This window comes from Actinophytocola sp., from assembly GCF_045807065.1.
Classification (GTDB): Bacteria; Actinomycetota; Actinomycetes; order Mycobacteriales; family Pseudonocardiaceae; genus Actinophytocola.
On sequence record NZ_JBJMIE010000769.1, the window covers coordinates 1 to 4,262 of the forward strand.

Sequence of the window (4,262 nt, forward strand, 5' to 3'; positions counted from 1 at the left end):
CCCGGAGTTGTCCACGGCCGACCTCGCGTACTCGTTGGCCACCTCGCGTGCCCACTTCGAGCACCGCGCCGCCGTCGTCGCCGCCAGCCGGGCCGACCTCGTCGAGGCGCTGGACGGCCTGGACCTCGGGCACACCACAACCACCGGAAAGACCGCGTTCCTCTTCACCGGGCAGGGCTCGCAACGCCTCGGGATGGGGCGCGACCTCGCTGCCGCCTTCCCGGTCTTCGCCGCGGTCTTCGACGAGGTGGTGGACGCGCTCGACGAGCACCTCGACCGCCCGTTGCGCGAGGTCGTCTGGGGGGACGACGAGGACCTGCTCAACCAGACCACCTACACCCAGCCCGCCCTGTTCGCCGTCGAGGTCGCCCTGCACGCGCTGGTCCGCTCCTGGGGCGTGCACCAGGACTACCTCGCCGGCCACTCGATCGGCGAGCTGGCGGCCGCCCACGTCGCCGGCATCCTGTCCCTCGAGGACGCCGCCACGCTCGTGACCACCCGTGCCCGCCTCATGCAGGACCTCCCACCCGGCGGCGCGATGGTCGCCCTGCAGGCCACCGAGGACGAGGTCACGCCCCTGCTCACCGACGAGGTCGGCATCGCCGCGATCAACGGCCCCACCTCGGTCGTGCTCTCCGGGCCCGAAGAGGCCGTCCAGGCCGTCGCCGCCGCCTTCACCGGCCGCAAGACCAGTCGGCTGGCGGTGAGCCACGCGTTCCACTCGCCCCTGATGGCGCCGATGCTGGCCGGCTTCGCCCGTGTCGCCGCGCGCCTCACCTACCGCAAACCCAGCGTTCCCATCGTGTCGACGGTCACCGGTGACGTCACCGACATGAGCGGCCCGGAGTACTGGATCCGCAACGTCGCCCAGACCGTCCGGTTCGCCGACGCCATCACCACCCTGGAAGCACAGGGGGTCCGCACCTTCGTCGAGCTCGGTCCCGACGCCGTCCTCGCCGCGCTCGGCCCGGCCGCCGCCACCTCGGACGCCAGCTTCATCGCGACGCAGCGCAAGAACCACCCGGGCGCCCGGACCGCCGTCGAGGCGGTGGCGGCACTGCACTGCCGGGGCAGGCACATCGACTGGCCCGCGTTCTTCGCGCCGCACAACCCGAAGGTCGTCGACCTCCCCACCTACGCCTTCACCCGCCGGCGCTACTGGCTCGAACCGGCCGCGATCACCCCGGCCGAGGACCCGGCCGCCGAGAGGTTCTGGCAGCTCGTCGGCGCCGGCGACGCCGCCACACTGGCCGACCAGCTCAAGGTCGACGCCACGGCCCTGGCCACGGTCCTCCCCGCCCTCGCGACCTGGCGCGCCGACACGCACGACAGGTCCACCGTGGACTCCTGGCGATACCGGATCACCTGGGAGCGCCTGGAGAGCCCGGCGAGCTCCCACCTCGGTCGCTGGATCGTGGTGGGACGCAACGGCGACGACCTGAGCACGGTCGCCGACGCACTGGCCGAACAGGGGGCCGGCGTCATTCGCGTTCCCATCGACACCCGCGACCGCGGCGCGATCAGCACCGCGCTGCGCCGTGTCGTCGGCGAGGCCGACGGCATCGTCTCCCTCCTCGCGCTGGACGACGAACCGGCCGCGGCGACGATCCCACTCGTCCAGGCCCTCGGCGACCTCGAGGTGACCGCCCCGCTGTGGTGCGTCACCACGAACGCCGTCGCCGCCACCGGCACCGACGTCCCAGACCCCGGGCAGGCCGCGGTCTGGGGGCTGGGCACCGTCCTCGCCCTGGACCTGCCGCACCGCTGGGGTGGTCTCGTCGACCTGCCGGACCTCGAACCCCGGACGCTGACGAACCTGTCCGCCGCACTGTCCACAGGGGACGAGGACCAGCTCGCGGTCCGCGAGGGCGGTCTCCTCGCCCGCCGCATGACCCCGGCACCGGCCATGCCCGCCACCCCGTGGCGTCCGCGCGGCACGGTCCTCGTCACCGGCGGCACCGGCGGCATCGGTGCCCACCTGGCGCGCTGGCTCGCGGAGAACGGTGCCGAACACCTGGTCCTCACCAGCCGCCGCGGCGCGGACGCACCCGGCGCGGCGGAGCTCGAGGAGGAACTGACCGCACAGGGAGTTCGGGTCACGATCGCCGCCTGCGACGTCGCCGACCGGGACGCGGTCGCGGACCTCCTCGACCGGGTTCCGCCTCTCACCGCGGTCCTGCACGCCGCCAGTGCCCTTCCGGTTCCGGTGCCGCTGTCCGCGACCACGGTCGAGGACTTCGCCGAGACCGGCCGCGCCAAGGTCGACGGCGCCCGCCATCTCGACGAGCTGACCGGCGACCTCGACGCGTTCGTCCTCTTCTCCTCGGGCGCGGCGATCTGGGGGAGTGGCCAGCAGGCCGCGTACGGCGCGGCCAACGCCTACGTCGACGCGCTCGCCCACCGGCGCCGGGCGCGGGGCAAGCCCGCCACGTCGATCGCCTGGGGCGCCTGGGGTGGGGACACCATGGCCGCCGAGGGCGACCTGTCCCGCTACGGCCTCGACGCCATGGCACCCCGCCTGGCCATCGAGGCGTTGCGGCAGGCCGTCGCGGAAGACCACGCGAACCTGGTCGTCGCGGCCATCGACTGGGCCCGCTTCGTGCCGACCTACACCCTCGCCCGCCCCCGCCCGCTGCTGCGGGGGGTCCCGGCGGCCGCCGCGGTGCTGGCCGCCGAGGACACGGTCGAGCCGGACGCCGGCGCCGACGACCTGGTCAGCCGGCTCGCCGCGCTGTCCGAGGCAGACCAGGAACGCGCACTGCTCGACCTGGTCCGCGAGAAGGCCGCGGCCGTACTGCGGCACGCGAGCGCCGACGCCGTGCCGCCGCGGGCCGCGTTCCGCGAGCTGGGCTTCGACTCGCTCGCCGCCGTGGAGCTCCGCAACCAGCTGGCCGCGGCCACCGGGCTCACCCTGCCGGCGACCCTCGTGTTCGACCACCCGAACCCGACCGACCTCGCCGCGTTCCTGCGCGGCCGGCTCGGCCTGGCCGGCGAGACCGGCGACTCCGCGGTGTCCACGTTGGACAAGCTGGAGCAGGCCGTCGCCGGTCTGCCCGTCCAGGAGATCGAACGCACCCGGATCGTCGCCCGCCTGCAGGCGCTGGTGGGCGAACTGAACGACAGGACGCTGTCGGCCACGGCGGGCGAGGGGCAGGTCACCTCCGTGGTGGACAAGCTCAAGTCGGCGTCCAAGGAGGCGCTGCTCGCCTTCATCGACGACCTCGGCGTCGCCTGACTAGGAGACACTCAACATGACCGACGACAAGCTGCTCGAGTACCTCAAGCGGGTCACGGCGGACTTAACGCGGACCCGCGAGCAGTTGCGGGAGTTGCAGACCAGGCAGCCGGAACCGATCGCGATCGTCGGCATGGGCTGCCGGTACCCGACCGCCCACGGCCCCGACGAGCTGTGGCGGCTGGTCGCCGACGGCGTGGACGCCACCGGCCCGTACCCCACCGACCGCGGCTGGGCGGCCCTGTCGGAGCGGTTCGGCCTGGACTCGACGGGCTCCGGCCGCGGCGGGTTCCTCGCGGACGTGGCCGGCTTCGACGCCGGCTTCTTCGGCGTCAGCCCGCGTGAGGCGCTGGCCATGAGCCCCCAGCAGCGGCTCCTCCTCGAGGTCTCCTGGGAGGCGCTGGAACACGCCGGCATCGACCCGCTCTCGTTGCGGGGCAGCCAGACCGGCGTGTTCGCCGGCATCAACGGCGACGACTACGGCACGCTGATGATGGCCTCCGACGAGGACCTCGGCGGCTACTACAACACCGGCGCCGCCCCCGCCGCCGGCTCCGGCCGGATCTCCTACGTCCTCGGCCTCGTCGGCCCGACGGTCACCGTCGACACCGCGTGCTCCTCGTCGCTGGTCGCGCTGCACCAGGCCGCGCACGCGTTGCGGAACGGCGAGTGCGACCTGGCGCTGGCCGGCGGCGTCACGGTCATGTCCACGCCGTCCGCGTTCTTCGACTTCGGTCGCCAGGGCGGGTTGTCCTCCGACGGCCGCTGCAGGTCCTTCGCGGCCGCGGCGGACGGCACCGGCTGGTGCGAGGGCGTCGGCATCCTCGTGGTGGAGAAGCTGTCCGACGCGGTCCGCAACGGCCACCAGGTGTACGCGGTGGTGCGGGGCTCGGCGGTGAACTCCGACGGCGCGTCCAACGGCCTGTCCGCGCCGAACGGGCCGTCGCAGGAGCGGGTCATCCGCGCCGCGCTCGCCGACGCCCGACTGTCCACACACGACATCGACGCGGTCGAGGCGCACGGCACC

General features: G+C 73.8%; 2 protein-coding genes. Both read left to right on the forward strand.

What is annotated here, in order from left to right; translation table 11 throughout:
- On the forward strand, positions 1 to 3,235 hold a 3,235-nt coding region (locus tag ACJ73U_RS44945; protein WP_407783919.1), incomplete at its 5' end, for an SDR family NAD(P)-dependent oxidoreductase.
- A 16-nt stretch (positions 3,236 to 3,251) separates the two neighbouring features.
- Positions 3,252 to 4,262, forward strand: a 1,011-nt coding sequence (locus ACJ73U_RS44950; protein WP_407783920.1) for a beta-ketoacyl synthase N-terminal-like domain-containing protein, incomplete at its 3' end; no start/stop codon positions are given.